18 protein-coding genes are annotated in these 20505 nt (G+C 73.4%); 7 read left to right on the forward strand and 11 right to left on the reverse strand.

Translation table 11 applies throughout. The features are described from left to right. Window positions 1–98: 98 nt before the first annotated feature. Window positions 99–446 (reverse strand): co-chaperone GroES, encoded by a 348-nt coding sequence (locus AB0I11_RS25915; protein WP_357325697.1) that lies wholly within the window; start codon window positions 444–446, stop codon window positions 99–101. A gap of 172 nt (window positions 447–618) precedes the next feature. Between AB0I11_RS25915 and AB0I11_RS25920 the strand changes: the two genes are divergently transcribed. Next, on the forward strand, window positions 619–1908 hold the full coding sequence (locus AB0I11_RS25920; protein WP_357325886.1) for an AI-2E family transporter: 1290 nt from the start codon (window positions 619–621) through the stop codon (window positions 1906–1908). A 625-nt stretch (window positions 1909–2533) separates the two neighbouring features. Here AB0I11_RS25920 and AB0I11_RS25925 read toward each other — a convergent pair. Further along, on the reverse strand, window positions 2534–4786 hold the full coding sequence (locus AB0I11_RS25925) for an ATP-dependent DNA helicase (protein ID WP_357325701.1): 2253 nt from the start codon (window positions 4784–4786) through the stop codon (window positions 2534–2536). Window positions 4787–4913: 127 nt separating this feature from the next. Between AB0I11_RS25925 and AB0I11_RS25930 the strand changes: the two genes are divergently transcribed. Then, a complete protein-coding gene (locus AB0I11_RS25930; RefSeq protein ID WP_357325703.1) occupies window positions 4914–5420 on the forward strand; it encodes a DUF402 domain-containing protein in 507 nt (168 codons plus the stop codon). Window positions 5421–5427: 7 nt separating this feature from the next. Here the strand turns inward: AB0I11_RS25930 and sigJ are convergent, their stop codons facing one another. Continuing rightward, entirely contained in the window at window positions 5428–6384 is a 957-nt protein-coding gene (sigJ, locus tag AB0I11_RS25935; protein ID WP_357325705.1) for an RNA polymerase sigma factor SigJ, read from the reverse strand. Between the two features lie 229 nt (window positions 6385–6613). Between sigJ and AB0I11_RS25940 the strand changes: the two genes are divergently transcribed. The 3 genes from AB0I11_RS25940 to AB0I11_RS25950 all read left to right on the forward strand — a co-directional run bounded on the left by AB0I11_RS25940 (window position 6614) and on the right by AB0I11_RS25950 (window position 9360). After that, window positions 6614–7603 carry a PPK2 family polyphosphate kinase gene (locus AB0I11_RS25940; RefSeq protein WP_357325709.1) on the forward strand — a complete coding sequence of 330 codons (990 nt, stop codon included), beginning with the start codon at window positions 6614–6616 and terminating at the stop codon, window positions 7601–7603. A 121-nt stretch (window positions 7604–7724) separates the two neighbouring features. Next, complete coding sequence (locus tag AB0I11_RS25945) at window positions 7725–8351, forward strand: DUF47 family protein (RefSeq protein WP_357325713.1); 627 nt, start codon at window positions 7725–7727, stop codon at window positions 8349–8351. Window positions 8352–8355: 4 nt separating this feature from the next. After that, window positions 8356–9360 carry an inorganic phosphate transporter gene (locus AB0I11_RS25950; RefSeq protein WP_357325716.1) on the forward strand — a complete coding sequence of 335 codons (1005 nt, stop codon included), beginning with the start codon at window positions 8356–8358 and terminating at the stop codon, window positions 9358–9360. Between the two features lie 42 nt (window positions 9361–9402). On the opposite strand, the gene AB0I11_RS25955 is transcribed toward AB0I11_RS25950, so the two are convergent. Further along, window positions 9403–10371: a Gfo/Idh/MocA family oxidoreductase gene (locus AB0I11_RS25955; RefSeq protein ID WP_357325719.1), complete on the reverse strand. Its 969-nt coding sequence runs from the start codon at window positions 10369–10371 to the stop codon at window positions 9403–9405. A 491-nt stretch (window positions 10372–10862) separates the two neighbouring features. Here AB0I11_RS25955 and AB0I11_RS25960 point away from each other — a divergent pair, with 491 nt between their 5' ends. After that, window positions 10863–11690, forward strand: coding sequence for an NUDIX hydrolase (locus AB0I11_RS25960; protein ID WP_357325721.1), 828 nt, complete (start codon window positions 10863–10865; stop codon window positions 11688–11690). 3 nt (window positions 11691–11693) lie between these two features. Here the strand turns inward: AB0I11_RS25960 and AB0I11_RS25965 are convergent, their stop codons facing one another. Then, window positions 11694–12650, reverse strand: coding sequence for a YafY family protein (locus AB0I11_RS25965; protein ID WP_357325724.1), 957 nt, complete (start codon window positions 12648–12650; stop codon window positions 11694–11696). 62 nt (window positions 12651–12712) lie between these two features. Between AB0I11_RS25965 and AB0I11_RS25970 the strand changes: the two genes are divergently transcribed. Next, a complete protein-coding gene (locus AB0I11_RS25970; RefSeq protein WP_357325727.1) occupies window positions 12713–13903 on the forward strand; it encodes an epoxide hydrolase family protein in 1191 nt (396 codons plus the stop codon). 137 nt (window positions 13904–14040) lie between these two features. Here AB0I11_RS25970 and pstB read toward each other — a convergent pair whose 3' ends face one another. The 6 genes from pstB to AB0I11_RS26000 all read right to left on the reverse strand — a co-directional run bounded on the left by pstB (window position 14041) and on the right by AB0I11_RS26000 (window position 20447). Continuing rightward, on the reverse strand, window positions 14041–14817 hold the full coding sequence (gene pstB, locus AB0I11_RS25975) for a phosphate ABC transporter ATP-binding protein PstB (protein ID WP_357325731.1): 777 nt from the start codon (window positions 14815–14817) through the stop codon (window positions 14041–14043). Window positions 14818–14837: 20 nt separating this feature from the next. Further along, the gene (gene pstA, locus AB0I11_RS25980) at window positions 14838–15926 is read right to left on the reverse strand and encodes a phosphate ABC transporter permease PstA (RefSeq protein ID WP_357325735.1); all 1089 of its coding nucleotides are present in this window, start codon (window positions 15924–15926) and stop codon (window positions 14838–14840) included. Between the two features lie 109 nt (window positions 15927–16035). Beyond that, entirely contained in the window at window positions 16036–17124 is a 1089-nt protein-coding gene (pstC, locus tag AB0I11_RS25985; protein ID WP_357325738.1) for a phosphate ABC transporter permease subunit PstC, read from the reverse strand. Window positions 17125–17156: 32 nt separating this feature from the next. Beyond that, complete coding sequence (gene pstS / locus AB0I11_RS25990) at window positions 17157–18260, reverse strand: phosphate ABC transporter substrate-binding protein PstS (RefSeq protein ID WP_357325741.1); 1104 nt, start codon at window positions 18258–18260, stop codon at window positions 17157–17159. A 336-nt stretch (window positions 18261–18596) separates the two neighbouring features. Continuing rightward, a complete protein-coding gene (mshD, locus tag AB0I11_RS25995) occupies window positions 18597–19523 on the reverse strand; it encodes a mycothiol synthase (RefSeq protein ID WP_357325745.1) in 927 nt (308 codons plus the stop codon). Window positions 19524–19589: 66 nt separating this feature from the next. Next, window positions 19590–20447, reverse strand: a complete 858-nt coding sequence (locus tag AB0I11_RS26000) for a polysaccharide deacetylase family protein (protein WP_357325748.1) — start codon at window positions 20445–20447, stop codon at window positions 19590–19592. Between the last annotated feature and the right edge of the window lie 58 nt (window positions 20448–20505).

The following is a 20505-nucleotide window of genomic DNA, read 5'->3' on the forward strand; positions in this document are numbered from 1 at the left end:
TGGAGTGACAAACCTTGATACCGGAACTCCGCTTCCCGCTCTCTGATCAACACACCCCTTGACCGGCCTCGCCCACGCCTAACTGAACGGCGTTGGGTCTAGAGGTAGAGGCCGGTCGAGCCGGTCGACTCCCGCTCCACCCGCTCGGCGGCGACGGCGTGCACGTCCCGTTCGCGCAGCAGCACGTACGCCCGGCCGTGCAGTTCGACCTCGGAGCGGTCGTCGGGGTCGAAGAGCACCCGGTCGCCGGCGACGATGGCCCGTACGTTGGGGCCCACCCCCATGGCGGTGGCCCAGGCCAGCCGCTTGCCCACCGCCGCGGTGGCCGGGATCACGATGCCGGCGCTGGAGCGGCGCTCACCCTCCCCGTTCTCGGTGCGTACCAGCACGCGGTCGTGCAGCAGGCGGATCGGCAGGCCGGAGTCGAGAGTCTGGTCCTCGGTCACGCGAAGACGCTACCGCGTACGCCGCGGCCGGTCGTGCGGTGGTTGAGCGGACCGGCGCGGGGGCAATGTGTGGCGCAGTCGCCCTAGGGTGGGGCGGAGGGACGTATCCTGTCCCCCCTGTGACGTGGGCGAGGCAAGTTTGCGGGAGGTGCGCTTGAGCCGCTTCGAGGCGATGCGCCGACGGCTGCGCCGGGCTTACGAGTCCGGCCGGGAGTCGGTGCGGGCCAACCGGGCCGACCCCGACGGCACGCCGGGGGAGTCGGAGGAGTCCGGGCTGGCCTCGCCCGCCTCGCCGGGCCCGGCGGCGCCCGCCGGTGCGACCGTGGTCGGTGCGGAGCCGTCCGGGGTCCTGCCCGCCACGACGGCCAGCCGGGACGACACCGAGGTGCCGCACGCGCTGCGGATCGCCGCGGCCTGGTGCTGGCGGCTCATCGTGATCGGCATCGTCACCTGGGCGCTGCTGAAGATCATCGGCACCATCCGCATCGTGATCATCCCGCTGGCGGTGGCCCTGCTCCTCTCGGCGCTGCTCGCTCCGGCGGTCGGCTGGCTGCTCCGGGCCCGCTTCCCCCGGTCGCTGGCCACCGGCGTGGTGCTGGTCGGCGGCCTGGCCGCGGTGGTCGGCACGCTGACCCTGGTGGTGAACGAGTTCATCCAGGGCGTGCCGGAGTTGAGCGACAAGACCTCGGAGGGCGTCCGGCAGATCCAGGACTGGCTCAAGACCGGCCCGCTGCACCTCTCCGACGGCCAGCTCAACAACTACATCGACGAGGCGCAGAAGTGGGTGGACGAGAACACCAAGACGTTCACCAACGGCGCGCTCAACACCGCGGCCACCCTGGCCGAGGTGCTCACCGGCACCATCCTGGTGCTCTTCGCGACCTTCTTCTTCCTCCGGGACGGCAACAAGATCTGGCGCTTCCTGGTCCGGCTGCTGCCGGTGGCGGCCCGGTGGAAGGTCGACGACGCCGGGCGGGCCTCCTGGGCCACCCTCGGCGCGTACGTCCGGGCCACCGTGCTGGTCGCCTTCATCGACGCCGTCGGCATCGGCGTCTTCCTGGTCGTGTTCGACATCCCGTTCGCGTTCCCGCTGGCCGCGCTGGTCTTCCTCGGGGCGTTCATCCCGATCGTCGGGGCGACCCTCTCCGGGGTGGTGGCCGTGCTGGTGGCGCTGGTCGACAGCGGGCCGGTGACCGCGCTGATCATCCTGGGCGCGGTGATCGGCGTGCAGCAGGTCGAGGGGCACGTGCTCCAACCGTTGATCATGGGCCGGGCGGTGGCCATCCACCCGCTCGCCGTGATCATCGGGATCGCCGCCGGGGTGGTGCTCGCCGGGATCGCCGGTGCGCTGGTCGCGGTGCCGCTGATCGCCGTGCTGAACACCGCCGTCCGCCGGCTCGCCGCGCGTACCGTGCCGGACACCCCGCCGGACGCCGTGGTGGTCGCCGCCAAGGCACCCTGACCCGGCCACCCCGGCCACCCCGGGCGGGCCGCGGCCGGCCCGGGCCGAGGCAGGCCGGGGCGGGGCGGTCCGGGGGCGGGCGTCACGGGATGCGGCACTTCGGGCCTTCGGCTAGCGCGGAGGCCACGGGATGCGGCATTCGGGGCCTTCGGCTCGCGCGGAGGCCACGGGATGCGGCATTCGGGGCCTTCGGCTCGCGCGGAGGCCACGGGATGCGGCACTTCGGGCCTTCGGCTCGCGCGGGCGTCACGGGATGCGGCACTTCGGGCCTTCGGCTCGCGCGGAGGCCACGGGATGCGGCATTCGAGGGCCTTCGGCTCGCGCGGAGGGCACGGGATGCGGCACTTCGGGCGTTCGGCTCGCGTGGAGGCCACGGGATGCGGCATTCCGGGCCTTCGGCTCACGCGGAGGGCACGGGATGCGGCACTTCGGGCGTTCGGCTCGCGCAGAGGCCACGGGATGCGGCACTTCGGGCCTTCGGCTCGCGCAGAGGCCACGGGATGCGGCATTCGGGGCCTTCGGCTAGCGCGGGCGTCACGGGATGCGGCATTCCGGGCCTTCGGCTCGCGTGGAGGCCGCGGGATGCGGCACGTCGCGAGCCCGGAGCCCGGCCGGTGGCCCCCGGTCAGCTCTTGCCGAGGCGTTCCAGCGCGCCCCGGGCCACCTCGGGGCGGGTGGTGTACCAGAACGGGGGCAGCGAGCGGCGCAGGAACGGTCCGTAGCCGCGGGCCGTCTCCAGCCGCGAGTCGAGCACCGCCACCACGCCCCGGTCGGCGGTGGCCCGGATCAGCCGGCCCACCCCCTGGGCCAGCCGGACCGCCGCGATCGGCACGCTGACCGCCGCGAAGCCGGAGCCGCCGCTCGCGTCCACGGCCGCCGCGCGCGCCGCCGCCAGCGGCTCGTCGGGGCGGGGGAAGGGCAGCCGGTCGATCACCACGAGCTGGCACGCGTCGCCGGGGACGTCCACCCCCTGCCAGAGCGACATCACCCCGAACAGGCAGCTCTCCCGCTCCTCGCGGAACCGGCGGACCAGCAGCGGCAGCGCCTCCTCGCCCTGGAGCAGCACCGGCAGGTCGGTGCGTGCCCGCAGCAGCTCCGCCGCCTGTTGCGCGGCCCGGCGTGAGGAGAAGAGCCCGAGGGTACGCCCACCGAGCGCCCCGACCAGCGCGAGCAGCTCCTCGCCGGCCGCCTGCGGCAGCCCGGAGACGCTCGGCCGGGGCAGGTGCGCGGCGACGTACAGGATGCCCTGCCGGGCGTAGTCGAACGGCGAGCCGACGTCCAGCGAACTCCACCCCGGCCCTTCGGTGGCCGGCACGGTGCCGGTGGCCGCCCGGCTGCCCGCGGCGCTCGCCACCGGCGCGGCGGTGCCCCGGCCGGCTGCGACGGCGGTGCCCCGGCCGGCTGCGACGGCGGTGCCCCGGCCGGCTGCGACGGCGGTGCCCCGGCCGGCTGCGACGGCGGTGTCCCGGCCGGCTGCGACGGCGGTGTCCCGGCCGGCGGCGGCGGTGGCCAGCGCGGCGGCCGCCGGGGACGGCGGGGCGGGCGGCGGCGCGTCCAGGCCCAGGGCCCGGGCCACGGTGTCGAAGCGGCCACCCAGCGCCAGGGTGGCCGAGGTGGCCACCACGGTCCGCTCGTCGTAGAGGTGGGTGGCGAGGGTGCCGGCGACCGAGAGCGGCGCGACCACCAGCGCCCGGCGGCTGCCGTTCTCCGGCTTCTCCACCCAGGCCACGTCGTGGTCGGCCTCCTCCAGCAGCCGCTGGGCGGTGCTGGAGAGCTCGTCCAGCACCGCCTTGGCCTGCTGCTTGCGCACCGGGTCGGGATCGTCGGCCTTGACGTCGCCGATCGCCTCCAGCGCGGCGCGGGTGGCCGCGTCGAGCAGCGTGCACGCCTCGCGCAGGGCGGGCGGCAGGCCGGCGGTGAGCCGCCCGGCTGACGCCTCGGCCAGCCCCACGGCGAGCGCGTCGCCGGCCTCGGTGAGCCGCTCGGCCAGCTCGGGGCGGAGCAGCGGGCGGGCCCGGCGGGTGGATCGGTCGATCAGCTCGGGGACCAGTTCGGCCTGGGCGGCTGAGGAGACCCGGTCGGCCAGCTCGTGCGCCTCGTCGACGACGAGCAGCTTGTGCGGCGGCACGATGTGCCGGCCGGCGAGCATGTCGACGGCGAGCAGGCTGTGGTTGGTGACCACGATGTCCGCCTCGCGGGCCCGGGCCCGGGACGCCTCGGCGAAGCACTCCTGCCCGAACGGGCACCGGGTGGCGCCCACGCATTCCCGGGCCGGCATCGAGACGGTCCGCCACAGCTGGTCGTCCACCCCCGGGTCCAGCTCGTCCCGGTCGCCGGTGGCGGTCTTCTCCGCCCAGTCCCGGACCCGCTGGATCTGCTTGCCCAGCCGGCCCGCCTCGCCGAGCCACTTCGTGCCGCCGGGGCGGGGCGCGTCGAAGAGGCCGTCCTCCGGCTCGTCCTCCACCGAGCTGTCCAGCCGGGCCAGGCAGAGATAGTGGTGCCGCCCCTTGAGCACCGCGAAGGTGGGTCGGCGGCGCAGCAGCGGCTCCACCGCGTCGGCGAGGCGGGGCAGGTCGTGCTCGACCAGCTGGGACTGCAGGGCCAGGGTGGCGGTGGAGACCACCACCGGCCCGTCCACGGTCAGCGCCGGGGCCAGGTACGCCAGGGACTTGCCGGTGCCGGTGCCCGCCTGGACCAGCAGGTGCTCGCCGGAGGCGATGCTCCGCTCGATCGCCTCGGCCATCTGCTGCTGGCCCGGCCGGGCCGCCCCGCCGGGCACCGCACCGACCGCCGCGGCCAGCAACTCGGCGCCACTGGGCCGGTCGCCCCGACGCTTCCTGGGCACGGCGGAACCGGTGGCGATGCGGGTCGGGGTCACCGTGCGACGGTACCCGCCGGGCCCGACAGGGCCCCCGCCGCTGCCCCGCGTGGCGTGGTCACGGTCGGGTCGCGTCCGGTTACCCGACGATCGCGTCGCGTGGCCGGAATCGGTTAGGGTGCCTGTCATGCCGAGCGATGTGGTCCGCGTGATCTACCGCAAGTACGACGGCAGCGCGCACCGCGACTACCCGGCCCGCCGCCTCGCCGAGGACGACCTCGGCGTGTGGCTCGGCGTGCCGGCCGGCACGGAGTCGGTCTACCACGGCCGCCCCTCGGTCGAGCAGATCCCGTTCGTCCTGCTGGTGCCCCGGCACGGCTGGTGGACCGGCATGTTCAACCCGCCGCCCCGGACCAGCGAGGTCTACTGCGACATCACCACCCCGGCTCGCTGGGCCGGCGAGGACACCGTCCACCTGGTCGACCTCGACCTGGACGTGGTGCGCCGCCGGGAGAGCGGCCTGGTCGAGCTGCGCGACGAGGACGAGTTCGCCGAGCACCGCCGGCGCTGGAGCTACCCCGACGACGTGGTGGCCGAGGCCGAGGCGGCGGCCCGCTGGCTGTTCGGCGCGCTCGGCGACGGCAGCGAACCGTTCGCCACGTCGTACCGCAAATGGCTGGCCGTGGTGGTCTGAGCCGGCCTCACCAGCGCGGCGGCCAGTGCGAGCCCGGGTCGACCGCGGGCAGGTGGCTCACCTTCTCCGGGTTGAGCTGGTTGAACAGGCCGGTGATCCGCCCCTCGTGGACGGCGAACGAGGTGATCATGCGCATCGGCCGGCCGTCCCGGTAGACCAGCTCGGCCTGCCAGCCCAGCCCGCCGTCGACCAGCACCGGCCGGGCGGAGAGCGAGTCGCCGAACCGGGCCGCCTGACCGAACAGGCCGAGGATGAACCGGCCGGCGAGCTCGGCGCCGACCACCGGCCGGCGGGCGGCCGGGAAGTGCCCGCCGCTGTCGCCGATCACCACCACGTCCGGGGCGAGCACCTCGACCAGCCGGTCCAGCTCGCCGGACTCCACGGCGGCGACGAAGGCGGTCAGCACCTTCTGCTGCTCGGCCAGATCGGCGGTGTGCCGGGGGACGTCGGGGGCGGTGACCGCGCGGCGGCCCCGGGAGGCGAGCTGCCGGGCGGCGGTCGGTGTGGTGCCGAGCACCTCGGCGACGTCGGCGAACGGCACGGCGAAGACGTCGTGGAGCACGAACGCGACCCGCTGCTCCGGGGTCAGCCGCTCCAGCACCACCAGCAGCGCGGTGCCGAGCTGGTCGGCCCGGACCGCCCGCTCGGCGGGGTCGGGAGCGTATCCGTCGGCCGTCGGCAGGTCGCGCACCGTCGGCTCCGGCAGCCACTGGCCGGGGTACGCCTCGCGGCGGACCCGGGCTGAGCGGAGCACGTCCAGGCAGATCCGGGAACAGGTGGTGGTCAGCCAGCCGCGCAGGTCGCGGATCGCCGCCCGGGCGGCCGGGTCGCCCAGCGCGGCGACGTAGCGCAGCCAGGTCTCCTGCACCGCGTCCTCGGCCTCGCTCCGGCTGCCCAGCATCCGCTGCGCGACCGCCAGCAGGTGTGCCCGTTCCGCCTGGAACTCCGCCGTCAGCTCGTCCACCCGGGTGCTCCCTCCCTGCGTCCGCAATTCTCCCCGGCACCCGGGCGCCCCGGCGACCGGGTGCGTGAGAGCTTCGTCTCGGCGGGCCCACCGGGGGCGCTCGGGAGGCGAGCCCATCGGGGGCGGGCGCCGCGCCGGGGGCACTCGGGAGGTGGGCGCACCGGGGGCGGGCGCCGGGCCGGGCCGCGCTCGGGAGGCGGGCGCGCCCCGGGTGGGTGAGGATCGGGGCATGAGCGGAGTCGACGAGGCGGTGCGGCCCGAGGGCGGGCCGATGCGGGACCTGCTGCGGGTGGGGCCCGGGACGGTGGACCTGGCGGCCGTCGATCCCCGGTCGACGCCGGGCCTGCCGGCCGCGGCGGGGCACGGGAAGGACCGCAAGGCGTGGGCCCGGGCGCAGGTGGAGCTGCTCGGCGCGGAGTTGGGCCGGCGGCAGGAGATGCTGTACGCGGCCGCGAAGGCGCTCACCGGGCCGGGGGCGCCGGCGGGTGCGCCGTCGGCGGCCGGCGCCCACCTGGCCGGCGACCGGCCGCGCCGGGTGCTGCTGGTGCTCCAGGCGATGGACTGCGGCGGCAAGGACGGCACGATCAAGCGGGTGGCCGGCGCGATGAACCCGCTCGGGCTGCACATCCGCTCGTTCGGGCCGCCGACCGAGGAGGAGCGGCGGCACGACTTCCTGTGGCGGATCCGGCGCGCCCTGCCGCCGCCCGGCTACGTGGGGATCTTCAACCGCTCGCACTACGAGGACGTGCTGATCGCCCGGGTCGAGGGGCTGGTCGACGAGCCCACCTGGCGGGCCCGGTACGACCTGATCAACGACTTCGAGCGGGAGCTGACCGAGAGCGCGGTCACCCTGATCAAGGTGATGCTGCACATCTCCTACGCGGAGCAGGGCGAGCGGCTGATGCAGCGGCTCACCGACCCCACCAAGTACTGGAAGTACAACCCGAGCGACCTGGACACCCGGGCCCGGTGGGACGACTACCAGGCCGCGTACGCCGAGGCGCTGGGGCGTTGCGGCACGGACACGGCGCCCTGGTTCGTGGTGCCGGCGGACCGGAAGTGGTACCGCGACTGGGCGGTGGCGCACCTGCTGCGGGAGACGTTCGACCAGCTGGATCTGGGGTATCCCGCTGCCGATTTCGACGTCGAGGGGGAGCGTGACCGATTGCGGAGCGAGGGTCGGGAAGACGAAGGTGAACGGCGGGTGAACGAGCGGTGAATCGGGTCTGACCTCGGGTGGGCCGGCCGATGCCCGGTTCCGCGGGGTACCTAGCATGCCCTTCAGCAGGCGCCCGCAGGGGCGACGGCCACCCTTCCACCGACACGACGAGGTCCGTGCTGTGAAGTTTTCCTTCCGTCCCACCGAGGGCGCCTTCTACGAGCTCTTCACCAGGGCCGCGCAGAACCTGGTGCGGGGTACCGAGCTGCTCAACGAGCTGGCGCTGCCGGGCGTCGACGTCCAGTCGGTCAGCGAGCGGTTGACCGAGGTCGAGCACGACAGCGACCAGATCACCCACGACCTGTACAAGAAGATCAACTCCACCTTCATCACGCCCTTCGACCGGGAGGACATCTACCGGCTGGGCTCGCTGCTCGACGACGTGATGGACCACCTGGAGGCGGTCGGCGACCTGCTCTACCTGTACGGGCTGACCGAGCTGCCGGCGCTACCGCGCGAGCTGCACGAGATGGTCAACGTGCTCGACCAGCAGGCCAAGCTGACCGCCGAGGCGATGCCCCGGCTGCGTTCGATGAAGAACCTCGAGGACTACTGGATCGAGTGCAACCGCCTGGAGAACGAGGGTGACCGGATCAACCGGCAGTTGCTGGTCCGGCTCTTCTCCGGCGAGTACGACGCGCTGACGGTGCTGAAGATGAAGGAGGTGGCCGACGAGCTGGAGGCCGCCTGCGACGCCTTCGAGCACGTGGCCAACACGGTCGAGACCATCGCGGTCAAGGAGTCCTGAGCCCGTGACTCCCGAACTCATCGCCGTGCTGGCGGTGATCGTGGTCGCCATGGCGTTCGACTACACGAACGGCTTCCATGACGCGGCCAACGCGATCGCCACCAGCGTGTCCACCCGGGCGCTGACCCCCCGGGTCGCCCTCGGGCTGGCCGCCGTCGGCAACTTCGTCGGCGCCCACTTCGGCGCCGGGGTGGCCAAGACGGTCGGCGACGGCCTGGTCACCCTGCCCACCGGGATCGAGAGCCTGGGGGTGGTCTTCGCCGGGGTGCTCGGCGCGATCGCCTGGAACCTGATCACCTGGTACTTCGGCCTCCCGTCGTCCTCCTCGCACGCTCTCTTCGGCGGCCTGGTCGGGGCGACCCTGTTCGCCAACGACGGCGTCGTGCAGTGGGGCAACATCGTGGAGAAGGTCCTCATCCCGATGGTGCTCTCCCCGGTGGTCGGCCTGATGCTCGGCTTCCTGGTGATGCTGGCCATCCTGTGGCTGTTCCGGAAGGGGCAGCCCGGCAAGCTCAACCGGGGTTTCCGCTGGGCGCAGACCGCCTCGGCGGCCGCCATGTCGGTCGGTCACGGCATGCAGGACGCCGCCAAGACCATGGGCATCATCGTGCTGGCCCTCTACACGGGCGGCTTCCAGGAGTCCAAGACGCACATCCCGCAGTGGGTCTTCTGGACCTCCGCGGCCATGCTGGCCGCCGGCACCTACGCGGGCGGCTGGCGGATCATCCGGACCCTGGGCCGGAAGATCATCGACCTGGGCCCGCCGGAGGGCTTCGCCGCCGAGACGGTGGCCAGCGCGGTGCTCTACTTCAACGCCCTGGTGCTGAAGGCCCCGATCTCCACCACCCACACGATCACCTCGGCGATCATGGGTGTGGGCGCCACCAAGCGGCTCTCCGCGGTCCGCTGGAACGTGGCCGGCAACATCGTGATCGCCTGGGTGATCACGTTCCCGGCCGCCGCGATCATCGCCTGCCTGGCGTACCTGCTGGTCCGCCCGCTGTTCTGAGCGCGGTGCGCGGGGCCTCCGGCAGCGGCCGGGGGCCCCGCGTCACGCGTAGGAGACGCCGATCCGGGCCCGGATGTCGTCGAGCAGCGCCATCACCTCGAGGGTGGCCGAGTGCGGCACCAGCGGGCTCTCGATCAGCCCGGCGGCCAGGCAGCGCTGCACCTCGATCGCCTCGTACTGGTAGCCGCCGCCGGTCGGGTCCGCCGGGATGGTCTCCGGCTCCGCGCCGGCCCGGTGCAGCACCGCCGCGGCGGGCCGGTAGAACGGCTCCGGCAGGTCGATCCGGCCGGTCGTACCGGTGATCGCCGCGGTGATCGCGGTGGCGCCGATCATCCCGCAGCTCAGCGTCGCCACCGCCCCGGAATCCCAGCCGAGGACGATGCCGGTGTTCTCATCCACCAGCTCGGGGCTGATCCGGGCCCAGGCCCGCACGTGCTGGGGCACGCCGAGCAGCAGGTGGGCCAGGCTCAGCGGATAGATCCCGAGGTCGAGCAGGGCGCCGCCGCCCAGCGTCCGGGCCCGCATCCGGTGCTCCGGCGGGAACGGGCCGGCCGCGCCGAAGTCCGCCCGGACGTGGGTGACCTCGCCGATGGCGCCGTCCGCGATCAGCTCCAGCAGCCGCAGGATCAGCGGGTTGGTCCGCATCCACATGGCCTCCATGAGGAAGAGACCGCGGGCGCGGGCCGTCTCGATCAGCTCGGTGCTGCTGGCCAGGTCCAGCGTGCAGGGCTTCTCCACCAGCACCGCCTTGCCGCCGGCCAGGCACGTCATGGTCGCCTCGTGGTGCGCGGCGTGCGGCGTGGCGACGTAGACGACGTCCACCTCCGGGTCCGCGGCCAGTTCCGCCCAGGAGGCGTACGCCCGGGACGCGCCGTGCCGCTGCGCGAAGAGCTCCGCGCTCTCCCGGGTACGCGACCCGACCGCCACCAGTTCGGCCCCCGGCACGAACCGCAGGTCCTCGGCGAAACGGCCGGCGATGTATCCGGTGGCCAGGATTCCCCAACGCGTCATGCCCGCACGCTATCCCTTCCTGCTCCGGGGCCGGCAGGGGTGATCCATCCCTGACATGGCGAACCCCGCCCGGCCACGGCACCCGACGGTCGTCGTCGAGAACCGGTGCCCGCCGCCGCACGGGCGCCGAGGGCTGACAGCGACTGATGGTCATCACACAGCGTGAGGATTGCGTAGCGTGACGACTGCCGTCGCTGCTCTCGCGAATTCGAGTACCCAAAAGCAGCTAAGCGGACATAAAGTCGCTCTCTTTCGGGCCGCGCCGCCTACCTCTCGCCGCCTTTGCTCTGCAGCCGCATGCGCACCGCTTAACGGAGGGTTGCCGTTGCGGATATGGCTGCAGAGCAAAGGCGGCAGAGGAGGGGTCTGATGGACCGAACTGGCAGCTACACACCGTGACCAGTCGGTGGGTTCGGGGAGCGCGTCAGGTGGCGGGCGCCCACGCCCGGCCGCCCCCGGTGGGGCCGGCCGGCGGGAACTAGGCTCGGCGCATGACGATCGACGGCTTCGCCGCACCCCTCGCCCTGGTGGAGCACGCCCGCCGGTTCCGGGCCGAGGGCGGGGTGCCGGCCGTACCCCGGGTCGCCGCCACGGTGCTGCTGCTGCGCCCGGCCGCCGACGGCTTCGAGGTCTACCTGATCCGCCGGGTGGCCGCGATGACCTTCGGCGGCATGTACGCCTTCCCCGGCGGCGGGGTGGACCGTTCCGACTCGGAGGCGCACCTCGGCTGGGCCGGCCCGGATCCGGCGGCGTGGGGCGAGCGGCTCCGGCTCGACCCGGCCGCCGCCCAGGCGGTCGTCTGCGCCGCCGCCCGCGAGGTCTTTGAGGAGGCGGGCGTGCTGCTGGCCGGGCCGGACACCGGCACGGTGGTGGGCGACGTGAGCGGCGACGACTGGGAGACGGCCCGGCAGGACCTGGTGGCCCGGCGGACCGGCTTCGCCGACCTGCTGGCCGGGAAGGGGCTCACCCTCCGGTCCGACCTGCTGCTGCCGTGGAGCCGGTGGATCACTCCCGAGTTCGAGCCGCGCCGCTTCGACACGTACTTCTTCGTCGCCCTGCTGCCCGAGGGGCAGCGGACCCGGGACGTCTCCGGCGAGGCCGACCACACGCTGTGGCTGCGCCCGGCGGACGCCCTCACGCGGGTCGAGGCCGGGGAGTTGACCATGCTGCCGCCCACCATGGTCACCCTGGCCGAGGTGGCCGCCGCCGGCGACCTGGCCGGCGTGGCCCGCGCCTCGGCCGGCCGCGATGCCGGCACCCCGGTCACCCCGCGCCTCGACCTCTCCGACGCCGAGGCGCCCCGCTTCCGCCTGTCCTGAGGGTCAGCCGGCGGCGCGGAGGTAGCGCTCCGCGAGGGTACGCAGGAGGCCAGCCAGCTCGGGCGGGTCCTCGACGGTGAAGTCGAGGTCGAGCAGGCCGAGCCAGACCGCGATGGTCTCCAGCCGGTCGGCGCCGGTGTGCAGGAGGCAGGCCGTGTCGCCGGCCGGCTCGACCGTGCCGACGGCCGGGTTGATCCGGTCGGCCACCACCTCGGCGGGGGCGTGCACCCGGATGCGCGCCCGGTGCCGCCACGCGGCCGAGGAGACCCCCTGCCGCACCCGGTCCACCACGTCACCGGGCAGCTCGCGGGCCGCGAACCGGGGGCCGGTCGGGGTACGCGGGCTGATCCGGTCCACCCGGAAGGTCCGCCAGTCGTCCCGGGCCGGGTCGAACGCCACCAGGTACCAGCGCCGGCCCCAGTTGACCAGCCGGTACGGCTCGACGTCCCGCCGGTCCGCGGTGCCGTCGTGCCGGACGTAGTCGAAGCGCAGGCGCTCCCGGTCCCGGCAGGCCGCCCCGATCGCGCTGAGCGTCCCGGCGTCCACGGTCGGGCCGGGCTGGTCGTGCGGGACGCGCACGGTGTGCGTGTGCAGGGCGGTGACCCGGCGGCGCAGCCGGTGCGGGAGCACCTGCTCCAGCTTGGCCAGCGCCCGCAGCGAGGTCTCCTCGATGCCGGCCACGCTGCCGGCCGCGGCGGTGCGCAGCCCGACCGCCACGGCCACCGCCTCCTCGTCGTCGAGGAGGAGCGGGGGCAGGGCCGCGCCGGCACCCAGCCGGTAGCCGCCGACCGCGCCCCGGGTGCCGTGCACCGGGTAGCCGAGCACGCGCAGCCGTTCCACGTCGTTGCGTACGGTGCGGGTGCTCACCGCCAGGCGCTCGGCCAGTTCGGCGCCGGTCCACTCGCGTGGCGTCTGCAACAGCGACAGCAGGCGCAGCAGTCGCGCCGAGGTCTCCAACATGTTCCGGATTCTGCCAGCGCATTAGGAACGAAGCTTTCCTAAACCCTTCCTACGCTCATGGCATGGCAGACAACACCGCGATCGTCCCGTTCCGTATCGACGTCCCCCAGGCCGACCTGGACGACCTCGCCGACCGGCTGGCCCGGACCCGCTGGGCCGAGGAACTGCCCGCCGACCCCGACCCGGCCGCCCCCGCCGGCCCGGTCCCGCCCGGCTGGGAGTACGGCGTCCCGCTGAGCTGGGTGCAGCGGCTGGCCGAGCGCTGGCGCACCAGCTACGACTGGCGGGAGTGGGAGGCGCGGCTCAACGCGTACCCGCAGTTCACCACCGAGATCGACGGGCAGCGGGTGCACTTCCTGCACGTCCGCTCGCCCGAGCCGGACGCCACCCCGCTGATCCTCACCCACGGCTGGCCGGGCACCGTCGTCGAGTGGCTGGACGTGATCGGGCCGCTGACCGACCCACGGACGCACGGCGGCGACCCGGCCGACGCCTTCCACCTGGTCATCCCGTCGGTGCCGGGGTACGGCTTCTCCGGGCCCACCCAGGAGCGCGGCTGGAACCGCCACCGGGTGGCCCGCGCCTGGGCCGAGCTGATGCGCCGCCTCGGCTACCAGCGGTACGGCGCGGCCGGCAACGACCTCGGCGCGTTCGTCTCGCCGGAGGTGGGCCGGGCCGACCCGGAGCACGTGCTCGGGGTGCACGTCACGCAGGTCTTCTCCCTGCCGTCCGGTGACCCCGCCGAACTGGCCGGGCTCACCGAGGAGGAGCGGGGCAAGGTGGCGTTCGCCGACTGGTTCGTGCAGCGGCGGGGCGGCTACGACAAGCTGCACTCGACCGAGCCGCAGAACGTGGCGCACGCGCTGGCCGACTCGCCGGTGGGCCTGCTCGGCTGGCTGGGCCAGCTCATGGGTGACCAGATCGACGCCGACCACGTGCTCACCAACACGACCATCTACTGGCTGACCAACACGGCCGCCTCGGCGGCCCGCTACTACTACGAGGACGCCGAGTCCGTGCACCCGACCCAGAAGGTCAACGGGCGCGGCACGGCGGTGCCGGAGCCGACCACGGTGCCGCTCGGCCTGGCCAACTTCGCCTGGGACTTCCAGTCGATCCGGACGCTCGCCGAACGCGACCACAAGAACATCGTCTCCTGGCACACGTACGACCGGGGCGGGCACTTCGCCGCCCACCAGGCACCCGACCTGCTGGTCGCGGACCTGCGGCAGTTCTTCGCCGCGCTGCGCTGACCGACCAGGCACCCGACCTGCTGGTCGCAGACCTGCGGCAGTTCTTCGCCGCGCTGCGCTGAACCGACCCATGTGGACAGGCGGCGGGCCCTGGTCGATTCCGACCGGGGCCCGCCGCGGACCGGGACGGCTGCGGCTCAGCCGAAGCGGCCGGTGATGTAGTCCTCGGTCTTCTTCTGGCTCGGGTTGCTGAAGATCTTCTGGGTGTGGTCGTACTCGATCAGCCGGCCCGGGTCACCGGTCTTCTCGATGGAGAAGAACGCGGTCCGGTCCGACACCCGGGCGGCCTGCTGCATGTTGTGCGTGACGATGATGATGGTGAACGTGTCCTTGAGCTGGAACATCAGGTCCTCGATGGCCAGCGTGGAGATCGGGTCCAGCGCCGAGCAGGGCTCGTCCATCAGCACCACCTGCGGCTCGACCGCGATCGTGCGGGCGATGCAGAGCCGCTGCTGCTGGCCGCCGGAGAGGCCGGCGCCGGGCTTGCCGAGCCGGTCCTTCACCTCGTCCCAGAGGTTCGCCGAGCGGAGCGCCTTCTCGGCGGCCTCCTCCAGGATCGACTTGCGCTTCACGCCGTTGAGCCGCAGCCCGGCCACCACGTTCTCGAAGATGCTCATGGTGGGGAACGGGTTGGGCCGCTGGAAGACCATGCCGATCATCCGACGGACCGCGGTGACGTCCACGTCCCGGTCGTAGATGTCCTGGTGGTCGATGGTGAGGCTGCCCTCGACCCGGGCACCCGGCAGCACCTCGTGCATCCGGTTGATGGACCGCAGGAAGGTGGACTTCCCGCAGCCCGAGGGGCCGATCAGGGCGGTGACCGTCTTCGGTTCGACGGTGAGGTTGATGTTCTCGATCGCCTTGAACCCGCCGTAGTACGCGGTGACGTTCGTGGCTTCGATGCGCTTGGCCATGGTGGCGGTACCTCCGGGGTTCATCGGCCGAGCCGGTTGCGGCGGGCCAGCAACTTCGCCGCGATGGTCAGGACGAGGACGAGGGCGACCAGGGTCAGCGCCGCCGTCCACGCCCGCGCCGGCGAGTACTTCGAGGCATCGCCGGCCTGCTGGTAGACGAAGAGGGCCAGCGACGACTGGTTGTTCTCGAACGGGTTGACGTTGATCGCCGCGCCGCCGCCCGCGACGAGCAGCACCGGGGCGGTCTCGCCGGCCGCCCGCGCGATGGCGAGCATGACGCCGGTGACGATCCCGGGCAGCGCGGTCGGCAGCACGACCCGCAGGATGGTCTTCCATTTCGGCACGCCGAGGGCGTACGCGCCCTCCCGCAGCGGCGCCGGGACGAGGCGGAGCATCTCCTCGGTGGAGCGGACCACGGTGGGCAGCATGAGCACGCTCAGCGCCAGCGCGGCGGCGAAGCCGGAGAAGCTCGGCCGGCCGTCGTTGAACCACGGCGAGACGATCAGCACCCAGAAGGCCAGCACGAACAGGCCGGAGACGATCGACGGGATGCCGGTCATCACGTCCACGAAGAAGCGGATGGCGAAGGCGAACCGGCCGCGGCCGTACTCCACCACGTAGATCGCGCAGAGCAGGCCGAGCGGGACGGTGATCAGGGTGGCGATGCCGACCTGCTCCAGGGTCCCCACGATGGCGTGGTACGCGCCGCCGTTCGCGTCCCGCGCCCCGATGTTGTTCATCGAGGTGCCGAAGAAGTTGCCGTCCAACCGCTCGGCGCCCTTGCTGACCAGCGTCCAGACCACCGAGGCCAGCGGCAGCACCGCGAGCACGAAGGCGGAGTGGATCAGCGCGCTCCAGGTGCGGTCGCGGGCGGAGCGCCGGCCCTCGACCGCGTTGGCCGCGACGAAGAGGCCGACCAGGTAGAGCAGGGCGGCGAGGACCACGACGAGGACCGGGCCGCCGATGCCCGCGCCGTACACGATGCCGGCGGCGGCCAGCAGGGCCCCGAGGGCGACGGCGGGCGCGGCGTACGCCGGCAGCCGCCGGGCCCGCAGCGTGACCGGCCGGGCCGGTGGCCGCGAGCGGTGGGTGGTGACGGTGGTGGTCATGCGGGGCTTCCTTCAGTTCGCGACTGCGGGGCTCGCGACGCCGGCTCCTGCGCGCATTCCGGCTCCGCCGCGTCCCACGCGAGCGGCCCCGGAACGCGCGTCCTCGCGCTCACGCCGCGGACTCCGTGAACTCGCGGCGGCGGTAGATGATCGCCCGCGCGGTGATGTTGACGATCAGCGTGATCGCGAAGAGCACCAGGCCGGAGGCGATCAGCGCGCCGCGTCCGGTGTCGTTGGCCTCGCCGAACGCGTTGGCGATGTTCGCGGCGATGGTGTTGCCGCCGCTCTGGATCAGGTTGAACGAGATGCCGAAGGTGATGCCGAGGGTCATCGCCAGGGCGATGGTCTCGCCGAGCGCCCGGCCGAGGCCGAGCATCACCGCGGCGATGACGCCGGGCCGGCCGTACGGCAGCACGGCGGTGCGGATCATCTCCCAGCGGGTGGCGCCGAGCGCCAGGGCGGCCTCCTCGTTCGCCGTGGGTGTCTGGAGGAACACCTCGCGGGAGAGGGACGTGATGATCGGGAGCACCATGATCGCCAGGACCAGCGCGCCGAGCAGGATGGACCTTCCGAACGGGCCGTCCCCGCCGAAGATCGGGATCCAGCCGAAGTAGGTGTTCAGCCAGACCGAGAAGTCGCGTACCGGCTCGACGAAGATGTCCCGCCCCCACAGGCCGAAGACCACGCTGGGCACGGCGGCCAGCAGGTCGATCACGAAGCCGAGCGCGGTGCCGAGCCGGCGCGGCGCGTAGTGGGACAGGTAGAGGGCGATGCCCAGGGCCACCGGCACGGCCATGAGCAGCGCGAGCGCCGAACTGAGGACGGTGCCGAAGGCGAGCGTCCCGATGCCGAACTTCGGCTCGGTCTGGTTCGGCGACCAGCCCTCGTAGGTCCAGAAGTTCTCGGTGTTCGCGCGGAGCGCCGGCACGGCCTTGGAGATCAGGAAGACCGCGATGGCCGCGATGATGACGAGCACGGCGGTGCCGGCGGCCATGGTGAGGCCACGGAAGGCCTTCTCCGCGCCGAACGCCTTGGCCCGGGGCAGCGCGTCACCGCCGCCGAGCCCGTGCTCGGGCGGACGGGGGGTTCCGGGGATGTCGGCCACACGCGCCGAGGCACCGGCGGACCACCCGTCACTGCTGGGGACGGAGGGACCGCCGGTGCCGGCGTGCGCCGAGCGGTGAGGGGTCTGACCCATCTGGTCGCTCGCTTCGGGAGTGGTGGTTACGGTCAGGAGAGGTTCTTGACCGCGGCCTCGACCTTGGTGCGGACCGAGTCCGGCAGTGGCGCGTAGCCCAGCTCGGCGAGCTGGGACTGGCCCTCGCTGCTGGCGGCGTAGCCGAGCAGGCCCTTGACCAGGGGGAGCTTGTCGGCCGGGAGGCCCTTGCTGCAGACGATCTCGTAGGTCGCCAGGACGATCGGGTAGGCCCCGGCCTCCGTGGTGTTGTAGTCGATCGACATCTTCAGGTCGTCGCCCTGGCCCTCGACCTTGGCGCCGGCGATGGTCTTGCCGGCGGCCTCGCCGGTCAGCTCGGTGAACTCACCGGCGCCGTTCTTGATCTTGGCCTTCTTCAGGCCGGAGTTGTCGGCGAAGGAGAGCTCCAGGTAGCCGATCGCGCCGTCGGCGCCCTTGACCGCGCTGGCCACGCCGTCCGAGCCCTTGGCGCCGGTGCCGCCCGGCGCCTTCCACGCCTTGGTGTGGTCCAGGGTCCAGTCGGTGGCGGCGGCCTTCGACAGGTACTTGGTGAAGTTGTCGGTGGTGCCGGACTCGTCCGAGCGGTGGACGGTCTGGATCGTGGTCGACGGCAGCTTGGCGTCGGGGTTCTCGGCCTTGATCGCGCCGTCGTCCCACTTGGTGACCTTGCCGGTGAAGATCTTGGCCAGGGTGGGTGCGCTGAGCTGGAGGTTGTCCACGCCGTTGATGTTGTAGGCCACCGCGATCGGGCCGATGACCATCGGCAGGTGGATCGCCTGGCCGCCGGCGCACTTGGCGTCGGCCTGCGGCTGCTCCTCCGGCTTCAGGGCGGAGTCGGAGCCGGCGAAGTCGGCGGTGCCGGCGATGAAGGCCTGGATGCCGGCGCCCGAGCCGGAGGGCTCGTAGTTGATGGTGGTGCCGGCGCACTTCTGCTGGTACGCCTTGATCCACTCGGCCATCGCGTTCTTCTGCGCGGAGGAGCCCTGCGCGTTCAGCGTGCCCTTGCCGCAGTCGACGGCGGCGGCGGAGCCCGAGGCGGAGGTGCCGGTCGGCTCGTTGTTGTCCGAGCCGCAGGCGCTGAGACCGAGCACCGCGGTAAGAGCGAGGCAGGCGATGGCGCCGTGCCGCTGGAGCTTCACCTGAGGGGTTTCCCTTCACGTCTTTGGTCAGGTCGCCCGGGCAGGCCCGGGTGCCGGCGCTGACCGGCTGACACGAAAGTTAGAAGTGCCAGGTGGACGCAGCGCCGGTCGGAAGTGAACGGGGCATGAACAGGTCCGACCGACCGGGTGACCCTGCGCTGAGGGAGGGTTGTCCGTTACGTGAACTCGCGGCCCGCTATCGCCACTTATCCGGTTTAGCCGGGCAGACCCGACCGGCGCACTCGACCGGCACGCCCGACCGGAGCGGCGGCTCAGCCGGGGTGGTGAGGGAGTGAGGGTGCGCTCAGCCGAGGTGCTGGGGGAGCGGGGTCGTGCTCAGCCGAGGTGGTAGTTGACGTGCGCCGACCAGCGGGCGAAGCCGAGCCGCTCGTAGAGCGCGACCGCCCCGCTGTTGGACTCGTCCACGTAGAGCATCACCCGGTCCAGCCCGCGCCGGTCCCGCAGGTACGCCAGCCCGGCCGTGGTGAGCGCCCGGCCCAGCCCGCCCCGGTGCGCGGTCGGGTCCACCCCGAGCACGTAGACCTCGCCGATCCGGGCCGAGCCCGGGCGTTCGTGCACCTTGGTCCAGTGGAAGCCGAGCAGCCGGCCGGACGCGGAATCGACCGCGAGCAGGAACCCGGCCGGGTCGAACCACGGCTCGGCGAGTCGCAGCCGCAGGTCGGCGTCGGACCACCGGCCCTGCTCGGGGTGCTGGGCGAAGGCCGCGTTGTTGAGCGCGAGCCAGGCCTCGTCGTCCGCGCCGGGCCGGAACGCGCGCAGCTCGACGCCGTCGGGCAGGGTCGCCTCGGGCAGGGCCGCGGTCAACGGCCGGCGCAGCTGCCAGAGCACCCGGGCGCGGGCGAACCCCAGGTCGACCGCGAGCGCGGCGGCCGACGGGTGGTCGCCGTGCGCCCAGGCCCGCAGCGGCCCGGCGGCCGCGGCCAGCACCCCCCGGGCCAGCGCCCGCCCGGTGCCCCGCCGCCGGTACGCCGGATGCACCACCAGTTCCACGCCGATGCCGCCGGTCGCGTCGGTGGTGTCCAGGTGGGCGTACCCGGTGAGGGTGTTGTCGGCGGCGCGGGCGGTGAGGTGCACGGCGGGCGCCTCCGGGTCCCGCAACCGCAGCAGCACGTGCTCGTCGAGCGGGTCGGCGCCGTCGGCGTCCCCGGCGGCACCGGCCAGCCCGATCACCTCGGCCACCTCGTCCGGCGTCAGCCGGTCGGCGCGGGCGACACGGTCGGCGGTCGGCGCGGTGCTGCTCATCCCGTCACCGTAGCGGCCGGCAGGCCGCCGATCATGCCGGACGCGGGGAGCGACGGGTGGCGGTCGTCACGTGGTGCCGGCGGGCAGCGCCTCCAGCTGGAACCGGTCCAGCAGCACCGGCAGCAGGTCGCGCAGCGCGTCGACGGTGCCGCTCCGGTCGCCGCCGGCGTCGTGCAGCAGCACGATCGAGCCGGGCCCGGTCTGGGCGAGCACGGCGCTGATGATCGCCTTGGCGCCGGGCGCCGTCCAGTCCGACGGGTCGACCGCCCAGTGCAGCGGGACCATGCCCAACTCCGTACAGATCGAGACGATCGGCTTGGTCCAGTTGCCGCCGGGCTGCCGGAAGTACTCGATCCGCGCGGTGGGCACCGCCGCCCGGATGGCATCGCTGGTGCGGCTCAGGTCGGCCTGGATGCTGTCCGGCGACCGCTTGCCGAGGTTCTCGTCGTGGTCCCAGGAGTGGTTGCAGAGGGTGTGCCCGTCGGCCACGATCGCCTGGATCAGCTCCGGGTAGGCCTCCGCGTTCTCGCCGACCACGCAGAAGGTGGCCTTGACGTGGTACTCCTTCAGCAGCGCGAGCACCTGCGGGGTGTAGCGCGGGTCCGGACCGTCGTCGAAGGTGAGCGCGATCTGCGACGACCCGGTGGACATGCGGCTGCCGTACGGGCCCTCGTCCTCGGCGGGCGCCTGCTGGTCGGTCTCCGGGCCGCTGGGGCTGGCGTCGGGGGTCGGCCGGGCCGGCGCCGGGAAATCCGTGCTGGGCGGCTGGTCGGCGTAGCGCGGGTCGGTCACGCTGGCGCTCACCCCGGTGCTGCGGGGCGGCGGATCGGGCATCAGGCTGCGGCCGAGCGTGTAGGCCGAGCCGAGCAACGCGGCCACCACCAGGGTCACGATCGCCGCCGTCCGCAGCCTCGCGCCCGACATCAGCGGTCCCGCCCGTCCGGGCCGGCCCGCCGGTCCCTGGTCGCCCCCGTGGTCCGCG

It is taken from the genome of Micromonospora sp. NPDC050495 (genome assembly GCF_040655175.1).
Lineage (GTDB): Bacteria > Actinomycetota > Actinomycetes > Mycobacteriales > Micromonosporaceae > Micromonospora.